This is a genomic window from Parvularcula lutaonensis (genome assembly GCF_014651915.1).
Lineage (GTDB): Bacteria > Pseudomonadota > Alphaproteobacteria > Caulobacterales > Parvularculaceae > Parvularcula > Parvularcula lutaonensis.
On sequence record NZ_BMXU01000002.1, the window covers coordinates 158173 to 176774 of the forward strand.

The 18602-nt window shown below is 62.8% G+C and carries 26 protein-coding genes; 8 read left to right on the forward strand and 18 right to left on the reverse strand.

Annotated features, from left to right (window positions below; genetic code table 11):
- Positions 1-3: 3 nt before the first annotated feature.
- The 12 genes from IE053_RS08990 to IE053_RS09045 form a co-directional block, all read right to left on the reverse strand.
- The gene (locus IE053_RS08990) at positions 4-513 is read right to left on the reverse strand and encodes a hypothetical protein (RefSeq protein ID WP_189575130.1); all 510 of its coding nucleotides are present in this window, start codon (positions 511-513) and stop codon (positions 4-6) included.
- Between the two features lie 114 nt (positions 514-627).
- The gene (locus IE053_RS08995; protein WP_189575131.1) at positions 628-987 is read right to left on the reverse strand and encodes a HesB/IscA family protein; all 360 of its coding nucleotides are present in this window, start codon (positions 985-987) and stop codon (positions 628-630) included.
- Complete coding sequence (locus IE053_RS09000; protein ID WP_229786156.1) at positions 988-1446, reverse strand: SUF system Fe-S cluster assembly protein; 459 nt, start codon at positions 1444-1446, stop codon at positions 988-990.
- A 3-nt stretch (positions 1447-1449) separates the two neighbouring features.
- The gene (locus tag IE053_RS09005; RefSeq protein ID WP_189575134.1) at positions 1450-2670 is read right to left on the reverse strand and encodes a cysteine desulfurase; all 1221 of its coding nucleotides are present in this window, start codon (positions 2668-2670) and stop codon (positions 1450-1452) included.
- Positions 2667-3026, reverse strand: coding sequence for a hypothetical protein (locus IE053_RS09010; RefSeq protein ID WP_189575136.1), 360 nt, complete (start codon positions 3024-3026; stop codon positions 2667-2669). Before IE053_RS09010 ends, IE053_RS09005 begins: the two co-directional genes overlap by 4 nt.
- A complete protein-coding gene (locus tag IE053_RS09015; protein WP_189575138.1) occupies positions 3023-4276 on the reverse strand; it encodes a SufB/SufD family protein in 1254 nt (417 codons plus the stop codon). Before IE053_RS09015 ends, IE053_RS09010 begins: the two co-directional genes overlap by 4 nt.
- A complete protein-coding gene (locus IE053_RS09020; RefSeq protein ID WP_189575139.1) occupies positions 4273-4560 on the reverse strand; it encodes a hypothetical protein in 288 nt (95 codons plus the stop codon). The genes IE053_RS09015 and IE053_RS09020 overlap by 4 nt, the downstream gene beginning before the upstream one ends.
- Positions 4557-5306: a Fe-S cluster assembly ATPase SufC gene (gene sufC / locus IE053_RS09025; protein WP_189575141.1), complete on the reverse strand. Its 750-nt coding sequence runs from the start codon at positions 5304-5306 to the stop codon at positions 4557-4559. The genes IE053_RS09020 and sufC overlap by 4 nt, the downstream gene beginning before the upstream one ends.
- Position 5307: 1 nt before the next feature.
- Positions 5308-5574 (reverse strand): hypothetical protein, encoded by a 267-nt coding sequence (locus IE053_RS09030; RefSeq protein ID WP_189575142.1) that lies wholly within the window; start codon positions 5572-5574, stop codon positions 5308-5310.
- Positions 5574-7094 carry a Fe-S cluster assembly protein SufB gene (sufB, locus tag IE053_RS09035; protein ID WP_189575144.1) on the reverse strand — a complete coding sequence of 507 codons (1521 nt, stop codon included), beginning with the start codon at positions 7092-7094 and terminating at the stop codon, positions 5574-5576. Before sufB ends, IE053_RS09030 begins: the two co-directional genes overlap by 1 nt.
- Positions 7094-8227 (reverse strand): cysteine desulfurase family protein, encoded by a 1134-nt coding sequence (locus IE053_RS09040; RefSeq protein WP_189575146.1) that lies wholly within the window; start codon positions 8225-8227, stop codon positions 7094-7096. Before IE053_RS09040 ends, sufB begins: the two co-directional genes overlap by 1 nt.
- Before the next feature lie 4 nt (positions 8228-8231).
- Entirely contained in the window at positions 8232-8669 is a 438-nt protein-coding gene (locus IE053_RS09045; protein WP_229786157.1) for an Rrf2 family transcriptional regulator, read from the reverse strand.
- 153 nt (positions 8670-8822) lie between these two features.
- Here IE053_RS09045 and IE053_RS09050 point away from each other — a divergent pair, with 153 nt between their 5' ends.
- Entirely contained in the window at positions 8823-9491 is a 669-nt protein-coding gene (locus IE053_RS09050; protein ID WP_189575148.1) for an alpha/beta hydrolase, read from the forward strand.
- Between the two features lie 5 nt (positions 9492-9496).
- The gene (locus IE053_RS09055; protein WP_189575150.1) at positions 9497-9913 is read left to right on the forward strand and encodes a DUF1330 domain-containing protein; all 417 of its coding nucleotides are present in this window, start codon (positions 9497-9499) and stop codon (positions 9911-9913) included.
- Here IE053_RS09055 and IE053_RS09060 read toward each other — a convergent pair.
- From IE053_RS09060 to IE053_RS14575, 3 genes are all read right to left on the reverse strand, one after another.
- Positions 9910-10533, reverse strand: a complete 624-nt coding sequence (locus IE053_RS09060; RefSeq protein WP_189575152.1) for a YceI family protein — start codon at positions 10531-10533, stop codon at positions 9910-9912. The two genes, IE053_RS09055 and IE053_RS09060, sit on opposite strands and share 4 nt — an antisense overlap.
- Complete coding sequence (locus IE053_RS09065) at positions 10530-11126, reverse strand: cytochrome b (protein ID WP_229786158.1); 597 nt, start codon at positions 11124-11126, stop codon at positions 10530-10532. Before IE053_RS09065 ends, IE053_RS09060 begins: the two co-directional genes overlap by 4 nt.
- 104 nt (positions 11127-11230) lie before the next feature.
- Positions 11231-11365 (reverse strand): hypothetical protein, encoded by a 135-nt coding sequence (locus IE053_RS14575; RefSeq protein ID WP_268249058.1) that lies wholly within the window; start codon positions 11363-11365, stop codon positions 11231-11233.
- On the opposite strand from IE053_RS14575, the gene IE053_RS09070 reads away from it, so the two are divergent.
- Together IE053_RS09070 and IE053_RS09075 are read left to right on the forward strand one after the other, a co-directional pair.
- Complete coding sequence (locus IE053_RS09070; RefSeq protein WP_189575155.1) at positions 11364-12134, forward strand: PhoH family protein; 771 nt, start codon at positions 11364-11366, stop codon at positions 12132-12134. The genes IE053_RS14575 and IE053_RS09070 overlap by 2 nt on opposite strands.
- 72 nt (positions 12135-12206) lie before the next feature.
- Complete coding sequence (locus tag IE053_RS09075; protein WP_189575157.1) at positions 12207-12389, forward strand: hypothetical protein; 183 nt, start codon at positions 12207-12209, stop codon at positions 12387-12389.
- 543 nt (positions 12390-12932) lie between these two features.
- Here IE053_RS09075 and IE053_RS09080 read toward each other — a convergent pair.
- On the reverse strand, positions 12933-13583 hold the full coding sequence (locus IE053_RS09080) for a glutathione S-transferase family protein (protein ID WP_189575159.1): 651 nt from the start codon (positions 13581-13583) through the stop codon (positions 12933-12935).
- A gap of 182 nt (positions 13584-13765) precedes the next feature.
- Between IE053_RS09080 and IE053_RS09085 the strand changes: the two genes are divergently transcribed.
- Positions 13766-14536 (forward strand): hypothetical protein, encoded by a 771-nt coding sequence (locus IE053_RS09085; RefSeq protein WP_189575161.1) that lies wholly within the window; start codon positions 13766-13768, stop codon positions 14534-14536.
- Between the two features lie 43 nt (positions 14537-14579).
- On the forward strand, positions 14580-14951 hold the full coding sequence (locus tag IE053_RS09090; protein WP_189575163.1) for a hypothetical protein: 372 nt from the start codon (positions 14580-14582) through the stop codon (positions 14949-14951).
- Here IE053_RS09090 and IE053_RS09095 read toward each other — a convergent pair.
- Positions 14948-15346 (reverse strand): RusA family crossover junction endodeoxyribonuclease, encoded by a 399-nt coding sequence (locus IE053_RS09095; RefSeq protein ID WP_189575165.1) that lies wholly within the window; start codon positions 15344-15346, stop codon positions 14948-14950. The genes IE053_RS09090 and IE053_RS09095 overlap by 4 nt on opposite strands.
- Positions 15347-15415: 69 nt before the next feature.
- On the opposite strand from IE053_RS09095, the gene IE053_RS09100 reads away from it, so the two are divergent.
- On the forward strand, positions 15416-16324 hold the full coding sequence (locus tag IE053_RS09100; RefSeq protein WP_189575167.1) for an MBL fold metallo-hydrolase: 909 nt from the start codon (positions 15416-15418) through the stop codon (positions 16322-16324).
- Between the two features lie 76 nt (positions 16325-16400).
- Entirely contained in the window at positions 16401-17792 is a 1392-nt protein-coding gene (fumC, locus tag IE053_RS09105; protein WP_189575169.1) for a class II fumarate hydratase, read from the forward strand.
- 186 nt (positions 17793-17978) lie between these two features.
- Here fumC and IE053_RS09110 read toward each other — a convergent pair whose 3' ends face one another.
- Entirely contained in the window at positions 17979-18419 is a 441-nt protein-coding gene (locus IE053_RS09110) for a DUF1761 domain-containing protein (protein WP_189575170.1), read from the reverse strand.
- Positions 18420-18602 lie beyond the last annotated feature (183 nt).

Here is an 18602-nt window from a genome sequence, read left to right on the forward strand (position 1 = left end):
AGGCTATTCGACCCCTGCGAGGCGTTTGACGCCGTTGCCCATGACGAAATCCACGGCGGGGGCCAGCTCTTCGAGGCCCGTGCCCGGTACGCCCGCGATGGTGTGGGAGGACTTGATGAGCGTGCCGCCGTCCTCGGTCGGCTCGAGCCTTATCGTCCAGCGGCAGTCCGCGGCGGTGGAAATCAGCGGGCCGAAAGGAGCGGAGAGGATGAGCTCCTCGCCTTCTTTGACCAGCAGGACCTGCCCGTGGATGACCGAACCGGTGTCCCAGTCCTCCCGCCAGTAGGCGCCGGCCGTATCCTCCATGGAAAGGTTGGCCGCGTCGCCGGAATAGGTGTGGTCGGGGTCCCACCATTGGGCGGGCTGCATGAGGCGGTGCCAAAGTGCGTCGGGCGCGAAGGGTGAGGTCACCTCGTGCTCGAGAACGAAGCCGTGCTCGGACGCCGAAGCCACTTCTGCATGGGCCGAGGTGATGGCAATCGCCCCGGCGATCGCGGTGAGGAATGCTCTCATGGTGACCTCCTGCCGATCACGAGACGCGAGATCCTAGCGCAGATTGACAGGCACGGCACCCCGTAGCGGCTCGAAACTGGCGGATGGCTTCGCAACCCGCCTTGCGGTTTCGCCCTACGCCGTGGCCGGGACGATCGTCACGCTTTCGCCGCAACCACACGCATCGGTCTGGTTCGGGTTGTTGAACACGAAGCGGCTCGACAGCTTTTCGGTCACGTAATCGACCTCCGTACCCAGAAGGAAGAGGATCGCTTTGGGATCGATGAGGATCGTCACGCCGCGGTCTTCGACCACTTCGTCGAGGGGCTGCTTCTCTTCGGCGTAGTCGAGGGTGTACTCCATCCCTGCGCAGCCGCCGTTCTTCACGCCGATCCGCACGCCGATATAGTCATTGTCGGCGCGCTCCATGATCGCCTGCATCCGCGCGGCCGCACGGTCAGTCAAAGTGATCGCCTGGGGTCTCTGCCTAGCCATCTACATCCATCCCAGCTCGAGTTTCGCCTCTTCGCTCATCCGCTCAGGAGACCACGGAGGGTCAAACGTCATGTTAACGGACACCTCTTCGATGCCGTCGACGCGAAGGATCGCGTCCTCCACCCAGCCGGGCATCTCGCCCGCCACCGGGCAGCCCGGCGCGGTCAGCGTCATGTCCACCGTGATCTTTGCCCCGCGCTCGTCATTGGCGGGGTCGAAGTCCACCTTGTAGATGAGACCGAGCTCGTAGATATCAACCGGGATCTCAGGGTCGTAGACGGTCTTGAGCGCGGCGATGACCTCCTGGGTCACGTCGGCGATCTGAACCTCGTTGAGGTCTTTCAAGACGCGTGTGTTCTCCTTCGCCGCCGGTTTCTCGGGCGGCGCGGAGAGGTCGATCATGTCCCGGGCACCGGTGTCGGCGTCGAAGGCTTCGTCTTTTGCCTGATGTTCGGTCATGGGTCAGCTCAACAATTCATTTGCCTTGCGGCACGCTGCAACGAGGGCGTCGACCTCGTCATGGGTGTTGTAGGCGGCGAAGCTGGCGCGCGCGGTGGCGGAGACGCCGAGCTTCTTCATCAGGGGCTGGCAGCAATGGTGCCCCGCCCGCACCGCGACGCCCTGGCGATCGAGGATCGTCGAGACGTCGTGGGGGTGAATGCCCTTGAGGTTGAAGGCGATCACCGGACCTTTCTCCGGGTGCGAGCCATAGAGCTCGATAAAATTCGTGGCGCGCAGGGCCTCCATCGCATGGTCCGTCAGCGCCCTTTCATGGGCGACGAGACCTTCGAGGTCCTGGGCCATCATCCATTCGAGCGCCGTGCCGAGGCCGATCGCTTCGAGGATAGGCGGCGTGCCCGCTTCGAAGCGGTGGGGCGGCTCGTTATAGGTGACGCGCTCCTGCTCGACGATGTCGATCATTTCGCCGCCGCCGCGGTAAGGCGGCAACCGGTCGAGCACGGATTTCCTGCCATAAAGAACGCCGATGCCCGTAGGCCCATAGGTCTTGTGCCCGGTGAAGACATAAAAATCGACGCCGAGGTCCTGCACGTTCACCGGTCCGTGCACGGCCTTCTGGCAGCCATCAGCGAGGATCATCGCGCCGTGCTCATGGGCGATCTTCGCCATCTCCTTCACCGGCGTCACAGCGCCAAAGACGTTCGACTGATGCGTTATCGCGACCAGCTTCGTCCGCTCGGTGAACATCGCCGCATAGGCGTCGAGGTCGACATTTCCGTCGGCATCGACATCGAGCCATTTCAGCACCGCGCCCTTGCGCTCGCGCAGGAAATGCCACGGGACAATGTTGGAGTGGTGTTCCATCACCGAGAGGATGATCTCGTCACCCTCACGGATTTCTTCCTGACCCAGAACATTGGCCACGAGGTTGACGGCATCTGTGCCGCCCATGGTGAAGACGATCTCATCCGTGGACGCAGCGTTCAGGAATTTCGCGACCGTGCCGCGCGCCTCCTCGAAGGCCGTGGTGGTCTCGTTCGACAGCGCGTGCAGGCCTCGGTGGACGTTGGCATACTGGCTGCTCATCGACGCGGTGAGCTGGTCGATCACCGCCTGCGGCTTCTGTACCGAGGCCGCGTTATCGAGATAGACCAGCGGCTTCCCGTGGATCTCCCGCGAGAGGATCGGGAACTGCACGCGGATGTCTTGGACGTTGAAAGTCATGCGCCTCCTTCGCGGCAGGCCCTGATCGCCGCTTCGTCAGCATCGTGAGAAATGATTTCCATCACCGTGATCTGTGCGGGAAATGCGGAGAGATGACCAAAGCCGGTGAAGCCTTCTTCCGGTTCATGGTCGACGGTGGCTTTCACTACGAGCACGACCTCGGCGTTGAACGCCGGACGGAAGTCGCCCCACACGTCGACGCCAGCCGTCTCCAGCCACCATGTCTCGCCTGATCCGCACACGGTGAAGTTGCTCACTTCGAAGCCGCTTTCATAGACTCCGCGATAGGTGTCTTCACCTTGCGCGGTGGTGCAGGCGACAAGCGCGAGAGGGGCGATGGCGGCGAGAAGCTTCACGACGCACCTCCGTGGAAGAGCGCGGCGAGCTGTTCGCGCACGGCTTCATCCTTCACCCGCTCCAGCACTTCTCCGCCGAAGGCGTCGATCAGTAGGCTGCGGGCTTCGTCTTCCGGCACGCCGCGCTGGCGCATGTAGAAGAGCGCTTCGGGGTCGAGGGCGCCGGCCGTGTTGCCGTGGGCGCATTCGACATCGTCCGCATAGATCTCAAGCTCGGGCTTGGCGTTGATCTGCGCACCCTTCGAGAGGAGAAGCGCGTGGTGCGCCATCTTCGCGTCGGTGCGCTGGGCGCCGCGCTGCACCAGGAACTTGCCCTGAAAAACGCCGCGCGATCGACCGTCTGCAATGCCTTTGACGAGCTGGTCGGTGACGCCGTCTTCGCCCTCGAAGGTGATGTGGCTGGTGATGTCGGTGTGCAGACTGTCCGACAGGCGATAGAGGGCGTCGATCTTCGCTTCGCTCTCGCCGAGATGGGTCAGTCGCGTCTCATGCCGCGCGAGCTGCGCGCCGAGCGCTAGGGTCATCTGGTTCAGCTTCACCGTCTCGCCGTCCTTGGCCTCGTCGAGGCGGAGGACGGAGGAGTGGACCAGCACAGCCTCGGACGCAGCCGTCTGCACGATGAAACGATCGCACACGGATTTCGCATCGAGCTCCAGCTCCGTCCGGCTGTTGACGAAGGGGCTGCCGGTGATCTCGTGGGTCTCGACCAGAGTGGCGCGCGCGCCCTCTCCCACCGTGACGAAGACATTGTCGCCGTGGCGGCCTTCGCCGTCGGAGAGGCGGCGAAGGACGATCTTGTGCGTGAAGCCGGGCAGCACGCTGATGCTCATCAGGGGACGGAGCGCTGCGAGGGCGGAGAGCTCTTCGCCTGCGCCGATCTCATCCTCGGCGTCGCGGCCCTGGTCATAGAAGCTGACCACGAGGCCATCTTCGACGACATAGGTGCTGCCGACCTTCTCGCCGGATTTGACGATGGGTTTCGGCTCAACGCCGTGGGGCGCCTGCGGGACGCCGTTCTTCAGGGTGAGGACGGTTGCGCCCTCGAGGGTGATGGGGGCCTCGGCCTTGGAAGCATAGGCGCCCGAAGGCTCGCGCACATCGCGAAGCGCACCGCGGAGGTCCGACCATTTCCAGGTCTCCGTCCGCCGACCCGGCAGGCCGCGCGAGCGGAGAAGCTCTGCGAGATCCGTGTCCGGAACTTCGGCAAGGAGCCTGTCTTCAAAGGCAGTGAGGGGGATAGGACTGCTCATTCGAACTCATCCAATCTGGTCAGCGTCCAGTCGCCGGTCTTGGTTCTTTCCGCAACGACGCCTGGCTTCAGAAGAGGAAGCGCTCGCGCGTCAGGAAGGCAACTCCTCAAATGACCGAGGCCAACCGTTTTCGCTTGGTCAGAGTCGTGATCCTCTCTGCCGCACAAAAACTGTAGCCAACCATCTTCGTCATGCACCGCGATCGCAATATCAGCGCCGGCATCGACATGCTCGCATATCAAGCACGCCTTGCTCTCCTCAAAACTGAAACCAGCGAAATTCACGCAGCCTCCGACGCGAATTGTTCGTAGCCGGACTCTTCGAGTTCTTTCGCCAGTTCCGGGCCGCCGGAGTGGACGATGCGGCCGCCGGCGAGGACGTGGATGCGGTCGGGCTTCACGTAGTCCAGGAGCCGCTGATAGTGGGTGATGACGAGAAAGCCGCGGTCGGGGCCGCGGAGGCTGTTCACGACCTCGCCGACCATGCGGAGGGCGTCGATGTCGAGGCCGCTGTCGGTCTCGTCCATGATGCAGAAGCGCGGCTCGAAGAGGGCCATCTGCAGCATTTCCATGCGCTTTTTCTCGCCGCCGGAATAGCCGTCATTGAACGGACGTTTGAGTTTCTCCGGGGAGAGGCCGACGGTTTTCGCGTGCTCGCGGAAGACCTTGAGGAACTCCGCCGAGGACATCTCCTCCTCGCCGCGCGCCTTGCGCTGGGCGTTGAGGGCGGTGCGGAGGAAGTTCATCGTCGCAACGCCCGGAATCGCTGGCGGGGACTGGAAGGAGAGGAAGACCCCCTTCGCCGCGCGTTCGTCCGGACCCATCTCGAGAAGGCTTTCGCCGTCAAGCGTAATATCCCCTTCGGACGGTTCGTACCCGTCACGTCCTGCAATGGTGTAGCTCAGCGTCGACTTGCCCGAGCCATTCGGCCCCATGATGGCATGCACCTCTCCGGCGGGTACGGAAAGATCGAGGCCGTTGAGGATCTTGTTGCCGCCGAGGGTGACGGTGAGGTTATTGATGTTCAGCATGTCAGTCCGCCAATTTCTCAACAGTGAAGTCGAGATCGGATTTTTCGAGTTTCTGAATATGGCTGTGCCAACCGGGCTCTAGGTCGCGCAGCGCGATTTCCGCAAGCTTGGTGGAAAGCAGGAGAAGACCTTCGCGATTACCCGAGAGCCAGACGCCGTCGTCGTTCGTCACGCGTAGCTCCGCACCATCAGGCAACTCGTCCCAATAAGTCTCGATATCACCAGTCGGTTCTTTTGAGAAAGCGACGTGGAAAGAGAGATTCGCCATCACCCCACACTCCCCTCAAGGCTCACCTGCACGAGCTTCTGCGCCTCCACCGCAAACTCCATCGGGAGCTCCTGGAGAACCTCCCTACAGAAACCATTGACGAGGAGCGCCACGGCTTCCTCTTCGTCGAGGCCGCGGCTCTGCGCGTAGAAGAGCTGCTCCTCGGAGAGTTTCGAGGTGGTGGCCTCGTGCTCGAGGATGGCTGTGTTGGACTTGTCCTCCACATACGGAACAGTATGCGCACCGCAATTGGAGCCGATGAGGAGGCTGTCGCACTGGGTGAAGTTCCGTGCGCCTTCCGCCTTCTGGTGGATCGAGACGAGGCCGCGATAGGTCTGGTCCGACTTGCCGGCTGAGATACCCTTGGAAATGATACGCGAACGCGTGTTCTTGCCGAGGTGCACCATCTTGGTACCGGTGTCCGCCTGCTGATGGTTGTTGGTGATGGCGATCGAGTAGAACTCGCCCTGGCTGTCATCACCGCGTAAGATACAGGACGGATATTTCCAGGTAACAGCCGAGCCAGTCTCGACTTGGGTCCAGCTGACTTTGCTCCTCACGCCGCGGCAGTCGGCGCGCTTGGTCACGAAGTTGTAGATACCGCCCTTGCCATCCTTGTCGCCGGGGTACCAGTTCTGAACGGTGGAGTATTTGATCTCGGCATCGTCGAGGGCGACGAGCTCGACCACCGCGGCGTGGAGTTGATTCTCGTCGCGCATCGGCGCGGTGCAGCCTTCAAGGTAGCTGACATAAGCGCCTTCGTCGGCGACGATCAGGGTGCGCTCGAACTGGCCAGTGTTGGCCTCGTTGATGCGGAAATAGGTCGACAGCTCCATGGGGCAGCGCACGCCCTTCGGCACGTAGACGAAGGTGCCGTCGGAGAAAACCGCCGAATTGAGCGTCGCGAAGAAGTTGTCCGAGACCGGAACGACGGAGCCGAGATACTTCTTCACCAGCTCCGGATGCTCGCGCACCGCTTCGGAGATCGACATGAAGATGACGCCGGCTTTTTCGAGTTCCTTCTTGAAGGTCGTCGCGACACTGACAGAGTCGAAGACAGCGTCCACGGCCACTTTCGGCTGATTGGTCCGCGCATCGCCCGGGGTCGCGCCCGCGCCCTCGACGCCGAGCAAAACCTCAGCCTCGCGCAGGGGGATGCCTAGCTTCTTGAAGTCCTCGAGGATTTCCTCGGGCACGTCGTCGATGGACTCGTATTTCGCGCCCGCCTTCGGCTCGGCGTAATAGTAGTGGTCCTGGTAGTCGATCGGCGGATAGGAGACGTTGGCCCAGGTCGGCTCCTCCATTTTCTTCCAGCGCTCGAAGGCCGCGAGCCGCCATTCGAGGAGCCATTCGGGCTCTTCCTTCTTTGCACTAATGAAGCGGACAGTGTCTTCGTTAAGGCCCTTCGGAGCCTTGACGCTTTCGATATTGGTCGTGAAGCCGTGCTTGTAAGTGCCGAGCTCTTCGACCTGTTCGACCGTCTTGGCGTCGATGCCTTCTTTGTACGTCGTTTGTGACATTATGCTGCTCTCGAAGAGATGCGTTCGAATTCAGTGGTCCATGTGGTGAGGACGCGCTCCGCTGCATGCGCCGGCGTGTCCCAGCCAAGGGAAATCCGTAGGGATGTCGCGGCTTCTTCCTCCGGCACGCCCATTGCGCCGAGGACGGAGGACCGCTTGACCTTGCCGGAGCTGCAGGCCGAGCCTGCGCTGACGGCGATACCTGCGAGGTCCATCGTCATCACCTGAGTCTCGGATTTGAAGCCGGGAGCCGTGAGACAGGTGGTGTTGGGCAGGCGCGGGGCGGATTGTCCGTGGACGGTGACGCCCTGCGGCAGGCCTGCCTCGATCCGGTCACGGATTCCCGCGAGGGCCTGGTAGTCGGAGACGCTGGCGACTTCGGCCAGCCTGCCGAAGCCTGCGATAGCGGGAACATTGTGGGTCCCTGCTCTGCGGTTCTCTTCCTGCCCGCCGCCCCCCAGGAGCGGCTCGAAGCCGAGGCCCGGCGTGACGACAAGCGCGCCAATACCGACAGGCCCACCGGCCTTGTGCGCCGAGAGCGCGAGCAGGTCCGCGCCGAGGGTCGAGAAATCGATCTCGATCTTGAAGAGCGCCTGCACCGCATCGACCATGGTGTAGCCGCCAGCCTTGCGGGCGATTTGCGCTGCTTCCTTCACCGGGTGGATGACGCCGGTCTCATTGTTGGCGAGCATGGTGCAGAGAAGAAACGGGCCATCAGCCTGCGGATCATAGGTGCCGAGGCGTTTTTCCAGCCATGCAAGGTCGAGGGTCCCGTCCTTCAGCACGGGGACCGTTTCGACAGGCAAGCCGGATTTCTCCGCTGCGGCAGGCACGGCAGGGTGCTCGGTCGCGGAGAGAAAGAGCCTCCGCACTTTGGGGCCACCACGGGCGAAACCGAGGATGGCAGTGTGGTCGGCTTCCGTGCCGCCGGAATTGAACACGATGCTGGTCGGCGGACAGGAGATTGCGCCAGCGATGCTCTTCCGAGCCTTCTCCACAAGCTGTTTCGCGGCACGACCCTCGGCGTGCACGGAGGATGCATTGCGCGGCGCGCTCATGGCGTCGAGCATGGCGTCCCGGCATTCGGGCCGCAGCGGCGACGTCGCGTTATGGTCAAGATAGAGACGGTCCATGGCCCTACTCCGCTGCCTCCATGAACCCTTGGGGGACCTCACCCGAGACATCGGCGAGAGTCCGGGTGGTGAGCCAGTGGTCGATATGCTCGTCGAGGTCCGCCCAGAGCTTGTGGGTCAGGCAGCGGGCGCTGGTCCCCGTGCACCCCTGATGGGCGCCGGGCTGACACGCGGTGGACCGGACTTCTTCTTCGACGGCTGCAACGATCGCCGCGAGGGGGATCTCTGCCGGGTCCTTGGCCAGGACATAGCCGCCCGCAGCGCCCCTCCGGCTCTCGACAAGCCCCGCGCGACGAAGCTTGGAGAAGACCTGCTCGAGGAAAGCGAGGCTCAGCCGCTGGCGTTCGGCGATCGCGGACAAGGGCACGGGCTGCTCGCCGCCGAAAGCTGCGAGATCCGCCATGCCCGTCACGGCCATTCGGGCTTTCGCCGCGAGCTTCAAGCACTATCTCCTTATGGAACCACGTCAGCATGGACAGAGGGCGCGTTTGTGGTAATCGCCCCTGTTCCTGACCCGGGAGGTAGGATTTCCGACCTCTCCAGTCAACTTTATTTGGCGCGCCTCCCTGTCGCGCTGCACAGCGTTTGAGAGCCAATGGCTGAGATCATTTTTCCCGGTCCCGAGGGCCGGATCGAAGGGCACTACAGAAAGGCGCGCGAAGACAACGCGCCCGTAGCCCTCATCCTTCATCCCCACCCCCAGTTCGGTGGCACGATGAACGACAAGATCACCTACGAAATGTACCACATGTTCGCACGGCGGGGATTTGCCGTGATGCGGTTCAATTTCCGTGGTGTGGGCAAGTCCGAGGGTGAGTACGACCAAGGCCAGGGCGAGCTTTCCGATGCCGCAACGGCTCTCGACTACCTGCAGCAGCTCAACCCGACGGCGCCGTTCGCATGGGTCGCTGGCTTCTCCTTCGGCTCCTATGTCGGCATGCAGCTGCTGATGCGCCGCCCTGAGATCGTTGGCTTCATCTCGATATCGGCTGCCGCCAATCTCTACGATTTCAGCTTCCTTGCCCCGTGCCCGTCCTCGGGGCTCGTCATCCATGGCGAGCAGGACAAGATCTGCCCGCCGCAGCTGACCAAGGACGTGATGGCCAAGACCCGGACCCAGAAAGGGCGCCGGATCGAGTTCGAAGTCATCCCCGGTGCAGATCACTTCTTTTCCCAACACCAAGAAGCACTTATGGAGACAGCCGAGCGTTACCTGGACCGCAGGCTGGAAGAGCCGCCTGAGGGTCGTTTGTTCGAGGACTGAAGCCTGTGCCCCATTTCGTCGATCCTGACCGTGATGCCTTCAGGCAATTCGCAGAAAAGGCGATCGAGGGGCCCGTTCAGATGCTGAACCTCATCAAGCTGCGCGAGCGTGCGGCCTATGACGACGGCCGCGAAGCCTCGGGTGCAGAAGCCTACAAGGCGTACAGCGCCGCCTCGGCCGAGTTCTTCGAGAAGGTCGGCGGCGAGATCACATGGCGCGGCGTGCCGCAGTTCCCGGTGATCGGGCCGCGCGACCAGGTCTGGGACCTCGGCTTTGTCGCGACGTATCCCAGCAAGGATGCCTTCCTGCAGATGGTCAAGGATCCAGGCTATCAGGCCATCGTCTTCCACCGGCAGGCGGCGGTGCTCGACTCCCGCCTTTATTGCTTCAAGACCGTCGAGAGCGACGGCGCCTTCGGTTAGCCTGCGGGAACGGCTTCGATATGGAGGAGCACCTCCACCTCGAGCCCGACCCACTTGCCGTCAGCGAATTCCCCCGTGCCGACCCCGAATTCGGAGCGGTCGAGAATGACCGAGCCGTCAGCGATGGCGCGACCGTTCTCGTCAACCTCGAGGCTGAAGGGCATGACCACTTCGCGGGTGATCCCCTTGATGGTCAGGGTGCCGTCCGCCTCATAGGTCCCGGGGCCGGTGGAGCGGATGGCGGTCGAGCGGAACACCGCGACCGGGTGTAGGGCGGTGTTGAACCATGCCTCTTCCGGCAGGGCCTCATTGCGATCTTTCGAGCCGGCATCGGCTGATGCGAGATCGATCAGCGCTTCGATCGAGCCTTCGACTTCCGGGGCTTCGAGATCGAGGAGAATGGCCGCATTCCAGCGCCCAAAGGTGCCCTCGAAAGTCTTTCCGTTCTGGGTTGCGCGGAACCCGATCGACGATGCCTCGCGATCAACGGTCCAAACGGATGTCCCGACAGGATCGGCGATCTCGAGATCGACTTCGGTTTCGAGGTCACTGACCTCCGGCTCACCTCCACAGGCGGCGAGCAGTGCCAGGGCAAAAGCGGCAAGGAGGGCACGGGTCATTCGGCGGGATCCTTTTGCGGGGTCGGCTTGGCCGCCATGCGCGGTTGGAGCCGTTCGGGCAGCATGCGGATGAGGATGTCGTCCCGGTCGTGGAAATGGTGCTTCAGCGCCGCGCCCACATGAAGGACCAGAAGCCCGATCGTCGCCTTGGCCAGGAGCTCATGGACCTCGATCCAGAACTCGACCTGCTCTTCCCCTTGAGGGACCGGCAGGTGCGGGACGGGGATCAGGAAGAAGATCTTGGTGTCGATCCCGAGCGTGGAGGCAGAAACCATGGCCCAGCCGGTGAGCGGGATACCGATGATCAGGACGTAGAAGGCCACATGGGTGAAGCGCGCCACGATCTTTTGCCAGTTCGGCATGGCCGCAGGCAGGGGCGGGATCGGATGGGTAAGGCGCCAGTAGAGCCTGAAGAGGGCAAGAGCGAGGACGATGAGGCCGGCGCTCTTGTGGAGCTGATAGAGCGTGAACTTGAATTCAGACGGCTCGAGATTGTGCATGTAGAACCCGAATGGGATCTGGATCAGGATAATCAGCGCGATCAGCCAGTGCAGGAATTTCGCGACTGCGGTGTAGCGGCTTTGGTCTGTCATGACTGTCATGTTGCGCCCTGACCCGGCCGAGGCAACGAAAAGACTCGGTAAACCTGCATTGCCGTCAATTGAACCGATTTTATTTCACTACGCCTTCACGCGAATCAGTCATCATTGTCGTCGATGAGGAATGGCAGGCGACGCTTCTCCGCCCTCCGGGCACATAGCGCACACAGCGCCTCCCTCCTCGACCCTCCACCCATATTGTCCGCAGCCGCACCGTAAAGGAGATGCGTCATGGCTCGTCGTTCAGCGAAGAAATCGATCAAGAGATCGGGTACTCAGCGCCAGGAAGATCGTAGAGCCATGCCGGACAATGTCAGGCTTCTGTTCGAGGACGGATGGTCCCCGATGGGTGACGTTCCCGAGGGACCGCGGGACCAGAGCTACAAAAAGAAGATCAGGCCACAGAACGAAACACAGGCGCAGCTGTTCAGGCAGATCGACGAGCACAACGTCGTTTTCGCCTGTGGCCCGGCCGGTACCGGCAAGACCTATGTTGCCGTCGCCAAGGCCGTCGAGGCGCTGGAGGCTGGCAAGATCGGACGGATCGTCCTGTCGCGCCCCGCCGTGGAAGCGGGCGAAAGCCTGGGCTTCCTGCCCGGTGACATGGAGGAGAAGCTGTCGCCCTATCTCCGCCCGCTCTATGACTGCCTGACCGACAGGCTGAGTGCCAAGAAAGTCCGCCAACTGATGCAGGAGGGCGTGATCGAAGTTGCGCCCATCGCCTTCATGAGGGGGCGCACACTGAACAATTCCTTCGTGGTCATCGACGAAGCACAGAACTGCACCTATGCCCAGCTGAAGATGCTGCTGACGCGGCTTGGCTGGCATTCTTCGATGGTCATCACGGGCGATCCCGAGCAGACCGACCTCCTTCCCGGTGTTTCTGGCTTCGCGGAGATCGTCGACAAGCTCGACGAGGTCGACGAGGTCGGCGTCACGCGGTTCAAATGCGGGGACATCGTCCGGCACCCGCTGGTCGCCAAGATGGTCGAGAAGATCTGAGGCGGTTGACAGCAAGGGCATGACGGCCCCCAGTTTCGATATAGAGAACGCAGAGGGAGCGAGGGGGCTGGGATGTCCGAGCGGAAAGACAGCGAAGAGAAAAAGGGAGCGGGCGCAGCGTTCGACCTCGCAGCAGCGGTGATTGCTTTCGGCTTTGTCTGGCTGGTGTTGGACAACGTGGCTCTGGGGATCCTTGCGGCATTGATTGTTGGCGGCGGATCGAGAGTGGCCCGCGGCCGGAAAGAAGACAGTTAGAGGGCTTGTCAGCCAGGAATCTGGAGGCCGGTTCGGCTTTCGCGCTCTGTCATTCCGGCGTGGGTGGGGCTCGCGCCCGGAAGTCATAGGGAGCGCTATGTGGGTCATCGGCTCGCTCTTTGAGCGCCGCGGGATGACAGGCAGCAGGTTCGTCCGCCCGTAGCCGGTTCTTGGTTTTCGTCTGTCCTATCGCTTCGCTGTTTGAGGACAGCGGACGCTAGGGCTCGCTTCTAGATTAATTTGTATGCGGGCCTTTTGCGTCCGCTCCCGGTGTTTTTCTGCGAGGGGCCCACAGAGCCTTTTTAGCCCTCGTCCCCGCGCCACGATTGTCATCCGTAGCGACGAGGAACACCGGCCGCTGCCAAACCGTGACGAACCCGGATTGTCCTGACTAGCAGCAGGGACGGACAGGATGCTCTGGCTGGAGAGCGCGGGGATTTCTTTTCTGATCCTCCCCACGGCCGGGCCGTGGGAAGCGCCTGATGGGTTGTCATTCCTTGTTGCTCGGAGGGTGGGGCCGGAATGACACTGGGGGGATAAGGCTTAGGCGTACCAGCCCTGGGCTTCTTCCTCCCTGGCCCCGGCGCGCCATTCCTGCATGGCCGGATGCTCCCAGATCGCGTCCATGTAATCCGTCAGGTCGGCGAACATCGGCACCGGGCCATAGGTCCTGATACGCGACACCACCGGTGCATACATCGCATCGGCGATCGAGAACTCTCCGAACAGGAATGGTCCGTCCTGCCCATAGTCCTGCCGCGCACCGGTCCACAGGGCATGGATGCGTTTAAGGTCCCGAGCGACGCCCGGCGGGCGGCTGAGCGCCTTGTGCTCGCAGCGGACATCCATGGGCCAGGTCCCCCGCAGCTCGGAGAAGCCCGAATGCATCTCCGCCGACAGGCACCGCGCCCGTGCCCGCGCCATCATGTCTTCAGGCCACAGATTTTTCTCGGGATACCATTCGGCCAGCGTTTCGGCGATGGCGAGGGAGTCCCAGATTGCCTCCCCCGAAACGGTGAGGCAGGGAACGAGGCCCGACGGCGAATGCTTCGCGATCTCCGCCCGCGTGCCAGGGACGTCGAGCCTGATCGTGACTTCCTCGAACGGAATGCCGAAATGCTTCATCAGGATCCACGGTCTGAGCGACCATGAGGACAGGTTCTTGTTGCCGATGACGAGGGTGAGGTCGGACATGGGAGCTTCCCGCAAGGCTGTCGCCGCTCGATAGCCTCAATCCTCGCGCGTCGGGAGTGCCCCCTTTCAGGGTTTTGCAGTGCAGGGCGGATAGATTTCCTCCTGAGCGAGGCTTCACGCGGGGGCCGCTTGATTGAAACGCCAGAACGGGCGAGATCAGAACAGGATCAACGGGGCAGACCATGGCACGACGGCCGCAGCAGAGCGAGTATATCGGCGGCGAAGAGGTCCGCGAGGAATCGGGCTGGCGCTATCCGCTGCTGATCTTCGTGGCGACCCTGATCCTGTCGGGCTTCGTCCTGTTCTTCTATTTCGGACCGAGCCCCGAAGAGATCGCCGGTGACGTGCCGCGGCCGAGCGTGGCCGAGGACTCGGTGATCCTCACAGTCGGCGGCATTCCCTTCGACGTGCCGGCCAACCACACCGTGTTCCCGCGGGACCGCAGGGCCGGGGCGCGGGAGAGCCTCGCGCTCTATGCCGCATGGCCGCGCATGGATGGCTACACCCCCTCGCGCAGGACCGATTTCATCGAAAACCGGGCCAATTCGCGCCGGATCGATGTCCTGATCGAAGAGAACAACACACCGTTCGACGAGAAGCAGCGGCTCGAAATTCTCTACAAGCAGCACGTCACCGAGGCTGGCGGCGTGCCCTTCGAGCATGGCCTGACGAAATACGAGTTCGGCAAAGCGTCGAGCCTTGCGCCGGGCGCGGGGTATGAGGACCGGGTCATGTATGTCGGCACCACGGAGGACGGCGAGGAAGCGGTGCTGTTCTGTTACGACCATGAAGACGAAGAGCTGGTGCCACCGGACTGCTTCCGGATCTATGACATCTCCGAAGAGGTATGGGTCCGCTACATCTTCAAGGAAGTCTACCTGCCCGAATGGCGCAAGATCGACACGGCAGTGAAGGCCTTCGTCAACGATCTCAGGGCCGACGGGGCAAGCTGACGGCTTTACCGCCCGCTAACCATAACGCGCGCAAGCAGGAGAGATGGAAGCGATAGCCTATCTCTTCTCGCTCGGTTTCTCGGGCACGGATGCGATCCGGGCCGCTGGTTTCATCGTTATCGGATCGCTGATCGTCTCGAACCGCCTGCCGCCCTGGAAGGTGACGCTGGCGATCATCTTCATCGACTTCCTCTGGCCCTATGTCGCCATGCTGCGGGACGGCGGCGGCATGAAGGCGGTCGAAATCTCGATCCGCGGGCTCTTCCTGACCTTCGACGACACTTTCGCGGGCTACCTTGTCCGGTGGAGCGGGTTCTACGTTGCCATCCGGGGGATCTTCTCGCTGAGGAAGAAGCTGCACGACCTTTTCCCGGAGGAGAGCGAGAAGCAGAAAAAGGGCGCGATGCCTTTCTAGTTCCGCTGCAGAAGGCTCGCATCGAGGTCCACGGATTCGAGCTGCTTTTTCAGCGGGGTAATCTTGACCGCGATGCGGTTGGCGTCGCCTTCGAACCTTTCCGAGACAAGCCGCACCACCTGCCTGTCATCGCGCCAGAAGACCCCTGAGAGTGCGTCGAGAACGGCCTTGGCGATGTTGTCGACATCGTGGGCGCCGCGTTTCCCGGCCATCACGCTGGTCCAGATCCTGACCTCGAAGGGACCGAACCAGGGGCGGATGAGGGCGGCCTCGCGCTTGATGAAGGCGGAGACGAATTTCTTCAGCGGCCGGGTCTTTGTGGTGGCCGCGTCAATGATGACCACGGCAATTTCGCCGTCGGTGTGGAGCCGCACCTTGCCCGAGCCTGATCCCATCCCTGTTCCCTTCGATTGCGCAAACGTTCCCGCCCTCTAGGATGAGGTAACACGTTCGGAGACCAGACGATGCGCCGCAGCCTTTTCCTTGCCGTACCAGCGGCGGTGCTGGCCTTTCTTTACTGGTGGGCGATCGAGAACTCCGTACCTGAGGGACCGGCTTACGACTTCCAGATCGAGAGGTTGCGCGAGGCGGCCGAGGCACCGGCCGGGGACCGTCCCATCGCAATCTCCGTGATCGAGGTGGGCCGCGGACGCGCGCCGGGCTTTGCCGTGGGCCTCGGTCTCGACTTCGCTCCGGTGGACATGACGTTCTCCGCCTTCCGTGTGGCGTACCCGGATGATGCTTCCGTGCTGATCGAAGCGCCGGCGGACAGGCAGGTCGTGGAAGAGGAGCTGGGCGGGGACTTCTACCCCGAGCAGTATGCGCGCCTCGTTCAGGCAATGGATGTTGCGGACGCGATCCTCGTCACCCATGAGCATCTCGACCATATCTCTGTCGTGCCGCGCCACCCGCGGCCCGAGGTGATCGCTCCTGCCCTGAGGCTGACACCGCCGCAGATCGCGGCGCTGCCGCAATTCGCGCCCAACGGGGTCGTGCCCGAGCCGCTGGACCGGCTGATCGCCGAGCGCTTCGACAAGCCGCGGAAGGTCGCGCCGGGCATCGCGGTGCTGGAGACACCGGGGCACACCGAGGGCAGCCTCACGATCTATGTGCAGCTTGCGGATGGACAGGAGTTCCTGATGATCGGGGATATCGCCTGGAACATGCGGAACATCGAGAAAGCGACGACACGGCCGCGGATCATGCAGACGCTGTTCTTCGACCCGCCCGAGGACCGCAGGACGGTGCAGGCGCAGGTCCGGGCGCTGCACGAGCTGTCCAAGGCCGAGCCTGACCTGCTGATCCTGCCCGCCCACGACGCAGCGCAGCAGGAATTGCTGATGCGGCGCGGGGTGCTGCAGCCAGCGGGATAAGTCCCCATCTCAGAAGCGTTGCCCTCACGGGCTTGCTCGCCTAGCTCGCGAGGCAAGAACGAAGGAGATCCACGCGATGGCTGAGACCCGCACGGAAACCGACAGCTTCGGCCCCCTCGAGGTGCCGAAGGACAAGTATTACGGCGCGCAGTCGGCGCGCTCGCTGATCAATTTCAACATTGGCGTCGAGACCATGCCCCCGCCGATGATCCGGGCGCTCGGCATCGTGAAGCGTTCGGCAGCCCGCGCCAACATGCGCCTCGACAACCTCGACCCGAAGATCGGCGAAGCGATCGTCAATGCCGCAACAGAGGTCGCCGAGGGCAAGCTCAACGACCACTTCCCGCTCTCGGTCTGGCAAACCGGCTCGGGCACCCAGTCGAACATGAACGCGAACGAGGTGATCGCGAACCGCGCGATCGAGATCCTCGGCGGCGAGATCGGATCGAAGGATCCGGTGCACCCGAACGATCACGTCAACCGCTCGCAGAGCTCGAACGATACCTTCCCGACGGCGATGCACATCGCCTCGGCCGAAGAGATCCACCACCGCCTGATCCCGGCGCTGCAGAAGCTCCGCAATGCCCTCAACGACAAGGCGGAGGCATTCAAGGACATCATCAAGATCGGCCGGACCCACCTTCAGGACGCAACGCCACTGACCCTCGGCCACGAGTTCTCGGGCTATGTCGCGCAGGTCGACTACGGTATCCGCCGGGTCGAAAGTGCCCTGCCCGCGCTTTACGCCCTGGCCCAGGGCGGCACGGCCGTCGGTACGGGGATCAATACGAAACCGGGCTTTGCTGAGGCGTTTGCCGAGGAAGTCGCCAACTTCACGCAGCTTCCTTTCGTCACGGCACCGAACAAGTTCGAAGCCCTTGCCGCCCATGACGCGATGGTCGAGGCCCATGGCCAGCTCAACGTCGTCGCCGGATCGCTCTTCAAGATCGCGAACGACCTGCGGCTCCTTGGCTCGGGCCCAAGGTCGGGCATCGCGGAACTTCGCCTGCCGGAGAACGAGCCGGGCTCGTCCATCATGCCGGGCAAGGTGAACCCGACCCAGTGCGAAGCCCTGACCATGGTCTGCGCCCAGGTGATGGGCAACAACGCGACCGTCAGCTTCTCCGGAAGCCAAGGGCATCTCGAGCTCAACGTCTTCAAGCCGGTCATCGTCTACAATGTCCTCCAGTCCATCCGCCTGCTGAGCGATGCCGCCATCAGCTTCACCGACAAGTGCGTCGTTGGCGTCGAAGCGAATGAAGAACGCATCCGGGAGCTGGTGGAGCGTTCGCTGATGCTCGTGACCGCGCTGGCGCCGACCATCGGCTATGACAACGCCACGATCATTGCGAAGACCGCGCACAAGAACGGCACGACGCTTCGCGAGGAGGCCATCCGGCTCGGCTTCGTCTCCGAAGAGGACTATGACGACATCGTCCGTCCCGAGAAAATGATCGGGCCGCGCTAGTCCGGAGCTTCTTCGCCAATGAGGAGGGCCGCGTCGCGGCCCTCTTTTTTGTTTCGGTGCAAGATGACCCGGCGCGACCGAAGCCGACCTCGAGCAGCGGACCCATTGGATTGGCGAGCCACGCGGGTTCTTCGTCGAGAGCCTAGCTCTCGAGCGCCGTTCGTCGAACCCCGCTCCCGTAAGCGTCTAGGCAGACGGCGGCGGGGTCAGCCCGATCGCCTGCAGGACGGCGACGATGACGATGAATACGCCAAGCCAGTGCCCTCCGTCGATGGCCGTCAGGCGGATGCTTCGGCGCTGGTAGAGGTGGTTCACCAGCATCACGGGCATGACGAAGCCGATCCAGATCACGATCGCGGTACCGATCGCCATGGTCCACTCACCCGCTTCATCAGGCGCGAGGATCAGGGCACCGGCAAGGATGCAGGCGATCCAGAACTCTGCGATGAAAGAGACGATGAAAGGCACGGGCGAAACCTTGCCGCCGGGTCCTCTGATATCGCTTTCATCGAGCCCCGCGGCAGCCATCCAGGGCTTGCCGAACACACCGTAATAGGCGCTGCCGAAGAGCCAACTTGCAACGGTGGCAGCCAGAATCGGCCAGAAATTGAGAACGATGTAGATCACGCCAGCCTCCGTATCGCGGCAGCTTCGTATCTACGCCGATCTGGTGGCAAGGCGACTCCCGCGGTCGGTTCTCGCAGGCGCTCGGCAGCGAGAACCCACGGCGGCGCTGGCCATGAACCTGGCCGCCAAGGCCGGCGACTGAACTTTATCCTAGCGCCGCGGCGCCATTCGTGTATCCGGACC